The organism is Bellilinea sp., assembly GCF_034432615.1.
Classification (GTDB): Bacteria; Chloroflexota; Anaerolineae; order Anaerolineales; family Anaerolineaceae; genus Bellilinea.
The window spans coordinates 1-4,279 of the sequence record NZ_DAOUBL010000016.1; the positions used below are offsets into that span (position 1 = coordinate 1).

The 4,279-nt window shown below is 49.2% G+C and carries 3 protein-coding genes and 1 other RNA gene; 1 reads left to right on the forward strand and 3 read right to left on the reverse strand.

Translation table 11 applies throughout. The features are described from left to right. The 3 genes from VAE48_RS00875 to VAE48_RS00885 all read right to left on the reverse strand — a co-directional run. Positions 1-1,972 (reverse strand): FtsX-like permease family protein (locus VAE48_RS00875; RefSeq protein ID WP_322791422.1); only part of this gene is annotated, 1,972 nt, incomplete at its 3' end. Next, complete coding sequence (locus tag VAE48_RS00880) at positions 1,950-2,705, reverse strand: ABC transporter ATP-binding protein (protein ID WP_322791423.1); 756 nt, start codon at positions 2,703-2,705, stop codon at positions 1,950-1,952. The genes VAE48_RS00875 and VAE48_RS00880, both read right to left, overlap by 23 nt. A gap of 136 nt (positions 2,706-2,841) precedes the next feature. Next, a complete protein-coding gene (locus VAE48_RS00885) occupies positions 2,842-3,774 on the reverse strand; it encodes a magnesium transporter CorA family protein (protein WP_322791424.1) in 933 nt (310 codons plus the stop codon). Between the two features lie 106 nt (positions 3,775-3,880). Here VAE48_RS00885 and ssrA point away from each other — a divergent pair. Then, positions 3,881-4,274: a transfer-messenger RNA gene (gene ssrA / locus VAE48_RS00890) on the forward strand. Positions 4,275-4,279 lie beyond the last annotated feature (5 nt).

The following is a 4,279-nucleotide window of genomic DNA, read 5'->3' on the forward strand; positions in this document are numbered from 1 at the left end:
CACTCCCCTCACTGGAGGCATAATCATAAAAGATACCGGCAATTTTGAAGGATTGCATTCCTGAGGGAGTTTGAAAAACAATCTGATCTCCAACCTTCAGGTTGGCACGATTAGCCAGCGGCTCGGATATGATCACCTGCCCCTCTTGCATGGCTTGGGTAATTTTTTCGGCACTGCCGATGGACTCTTTGAAAAACCGCTCCGCTCCAATTTGGGGGTTGAATGTAGCCGACAGGTTGACTTCTCCGAATTGACTGATCGCCCTGGTTGCTCGGAGAGTGTCTATCCGTTCGATATCATCCCTGCTCTGCAGCTGCTCAATCACCAGCGGATCAATGGGAAGCAGCGAAGAATTGGCATTAAATCCCGGCACAGAAATGTACACATCACTTTGCAGGGTTTGCTCCAACCATTGCGTCACGGTAAAGCGGAAACTGTCAATCATCAAACTTACTCCAATGGTTACGGCAACTGCTACCATCAATGCGGATACTGCCACAGCCGTACGGCTGAGTGAATTCAACAGATTACCCGGCGCCATCCTTCCCAAAAATCCAAAGATTTTCTCCAAAAAGGGCTTGAAAGCTTCTAACAAAAACCGCATTAAGACCGGCGAGAACATTGCCAAACCTACTACAACCAGCAAGGTACCTCCAAAACCAAACAGGAGATGATTACCGGGAATTTGAAACAGCAGATAACCAGACGCAATCAGCAAAACCCCACCCAATGCCAGCAACCAAACCACCGCCTTCGCCTTTCGCTCCAACCCCGAACGGGATAAAGCCAACCGCGGCTCCACCGAAGCCGCCTCCAACGCCGGCGGAAGTGCTGCCCCAAGAGTAGCCAGCATACCCAAAACACCACCTTTGATCAAACTTTCCAGCGGAACACCAACCGATTGAACTGTGGTGGTGAAGTAAAGGTCATTGATGGTCTGGGAAACCATCCCTACCGTATTCCGGCCCAGTAAAACGCCGAGCAGGATTCCCAACGCCGAACCAAGCAGCCCGATAATGAACGCTTCGCCGCTTACCATGATAAAAAGCTCTCGTCGAGTGACTCCAAGACAGCGCATCGCGCCGAACAAATCCCGTCTTTGGACAACGGAAAAGGTCATGGTGTTATAAATCAGGAATAATCCAACCACCAGCGCAAGCAGAGACAAGGCCGAAAGGTTCAGCTGAAAAGCCTCAGTCATCTGGCGGATGCTTCCCTGCCTCGCTTCCACAGCTTCGATCTTCAAATCGGGTGCCAGTTGAGATTGAATTTGTTGAATGGCTGCCTCATCACCAGAAGGGATGATCAGATCAATTCGATCCAGATAACCGGTCTTGCCACTGATTTCCTGCGCAGTGGCAACATCTGCCAACAAGATACCCTCCAAACTGCGCGCCGCCAATCGGTCGGCCGGCTGTAAAATTCCTGCGACCCAAACCGAACGATTTTGACCAGCCACCTCAATCACCAGTTCATCGCCAGTGGTTAAACCCAACCGCTCTGCAAGATTATTGGAAACCATCACGGTTGCCGGTCGGGTAATCAGGTCAAAAAATGCCTGTCCGCTGAACGAATCGGGTTGCCAGTAATCACGAAAAGCAGCATCCACAAAAGCATCAATCCCCAGCAGTTGAAAAGCCTGGCCTTTGACAGCCGGGATCGAAACATAGGTGGAGATAACCGGGGCAGCCAGATTCAACGCACCTGTTCGCCGTAATCGTACATACTCCTCTTCCCGGATTCCACTTCCAGAGGGAATAATTTGATGAGTGGCCTTGCCAGTGATCACCTCTGTACTCAATTCAAACGCCCGGCTTGCGCTGGCATTGGCAAGATCAATCGAGACCATCACTGCCACACCCAACGCCACCCCCAACAGGATCAAAACGCTTTGCCAGGGGCGATTCAGTAGAGTCTGGAGTGCGATGCGAAAAAGACTTTTGGGTATTCTAATCTGCTGCAATTTGCGCATGCCGTTCTTCCAGTTTTCCGTCCCGCAAATCCATTACCCGGTCGGCAATTGCAGCCGCTTCGCGGCTGTGCGTCACCATGATCAGGTTTTTATTCATTCGCCGTGTCAACCGATCAATCAAATCCAGTAGTTTGGCGCTATTCACCTCGTCCAGATTGCCGGTGGGCTCGTCCGCCAAAACCAACAAGGGGTCATGAACCAGCGCCCTTGCAATTGCGACCCGCTGTTGCTCTCCTCCAGAAAGTCTGTCGGGGTAAGCATTTTTACGTGAAAGCAGTCCTACCTCATCCAGCAAGGCTTCTGCCCGCTCCAAACCAACCCGGTCTGCCTGATGATTTAAGTCAAGCGGTAAAATAACATTTTGCCAGACTGTTAGAGTAGGAATGAGATTGAAAAATTGAAAGACAAAACCAATCTTCTCCCGGCGGAACATCGTGCGCTGATGTTCGTTCAGGTCATTCAAGCAAACATCGCCAATGACAATTTCTCCCTCGTCCAGCCGGTCAATACCGCTTAAAACATTCAACAGGGTGGTTTTACCGCTTCCGCTTTTACCCACTACTGCCAGGGTTTCACCCTTCGATATCGTTAAGTTAACGCCCTCCAGAATAACTCGCCGCTCGCCCCCTTCTGAGTACGTCTTTTTGAGATTAATCAACTGGATAAATGCATCCGTTAATTGACCGGCAGGAGAAACTGATCTGTTTAGAGGTATCACCGCGGTGCGATTCATGATCAATCAATTCCTTTCACTTGAACACTTTTCTGATTGTACTGATAAACCCCTGCTTTGTAAAAAAACTGTACAAACCATCTCGTTGCTTAAACAAAAAACGGGCAAGATGCCCGTCTTAACTTCCTGGAACAAACTAAAACCAACGCTTCCTGGCGAAGATGAATAAAGCAACCCCTACCATGAATAAACACACTCCCAAAATAAACTCCCACGCAATGGGGTTTTCCTGCAATGGAAGATCTACATTCATCCCATAAAAACTGGTAATCATACTGGGCAGGCTGACCAGGATGGTGACTGAAGCCAGAATTTTCATGACCACATTCAGATTGTTTGAAATGATCGAGGCAAAGGCATCCATCATACTGCTGAGAATGTTCGAAGAGATATTCACCATTTCAATCGCCTGCTGATTTTCAGTAATCACATCCTCGAGCAAGTCCTCATCATCCGGGTACATGCGAAACAATTGTGTGCGCTGCAGCCTTTCCAGCAAGAGTTCGTTGGCTTTTAGAGCAGTCGTAAAATAAACCAGGCTTTTCTGATACTGCAACAACTCCAGCACTTCTTTGTTTTGTTGAGACTGTTGTAAACGGTCCTCAGTTTGTTCCACATTGCGATTAATTTCCCGCAAATACGCCAGGAACTTCGAAGCATTGCTCAACAAAATGCGCAGGACAAAACGAATGCGCTTGGCGGTTGACAAACCCTTAACCCGCCCGCTTTCAAATTCACGAATGATATCGGTCTGCCACCGGCAAACCGTAATAATATACTGGTCCGTGAGGATTATCCCAAGCGGAATAGTGATATAAGGAGCATCCGCTTTCGGCCCCTGATAATAGGGAATACGGATCAGGATCAGCATTTTTCCATCGTCTTCTCGCTCAGTGCGTGCCCGTTCATCCAGATCGAGCGGGTAGGTGATGAAGTCCATCGGAATACCCTCCACCGAAAGACGCTCGATCTCGTCGGGGGTAGGATCCACCACATTAATCCAGCAGTTGGGGATAAAATCGTCCAGTTGTATCAATCCATTTTCAGTGCTTTTATAAATTTTGATCATAACCCCTCGCCAATGACGTGATAATTCAAACCAATTTTACTACCAGCCAGAGGTTTATGGATTTTTATAAAAAATTTAACTTTAAGTGATATAATCAAAAAGCACCGGGGATGAACGGTCTCGACGGGAGAGGCTGATCCCGGACTGCGAGCCGAGAGGTGCCGAACTCGTAAAATCAGCACAAAAAACAAGTGCCAATCGCACAAACTACGCTGCTCTTCCTCTGGCTGCCTAAGCCGGGTTGAGCGCAAATGGTCTCCACGTGAGGCCACGTCTGTCTGCTCCGCTGCCTGACCGGTAGCAGAACAGGCGTGACAAAGTCAGGCTGCCGCATTCTTCGCCGCGCAGAATGCGAAAGAGGGCTCTAGGGTCCGAGCGGCTGACGGTGGATGTGTTCTGTTGGTCAGCGCATCCCCCGTGAGAACAAAGACCAACTACGCTCGTAGAAGTTCGTGGGTCTAATCTTTCGGACGCGGGTTCGATTCCCGCCATCTCCACCATATTC

Bases quoted from the DNA above. Each gene is read 5' to 3' on its own strand.
- VAE48_RS00880 (WP_322791423.1), bottom strand. From the start codon at position 2,705: ATGAATCGCACCGCGGTGATACCTCTAAACAGATCAGTTTCTCCTGCC.
- VAE48_RS00885 (WP_322791424.1), bottom strand. From the start codon at position 3,774: ATGATCAAAATTTATAAAAGCACTGAAAATGGATTGATACAACTGGAC.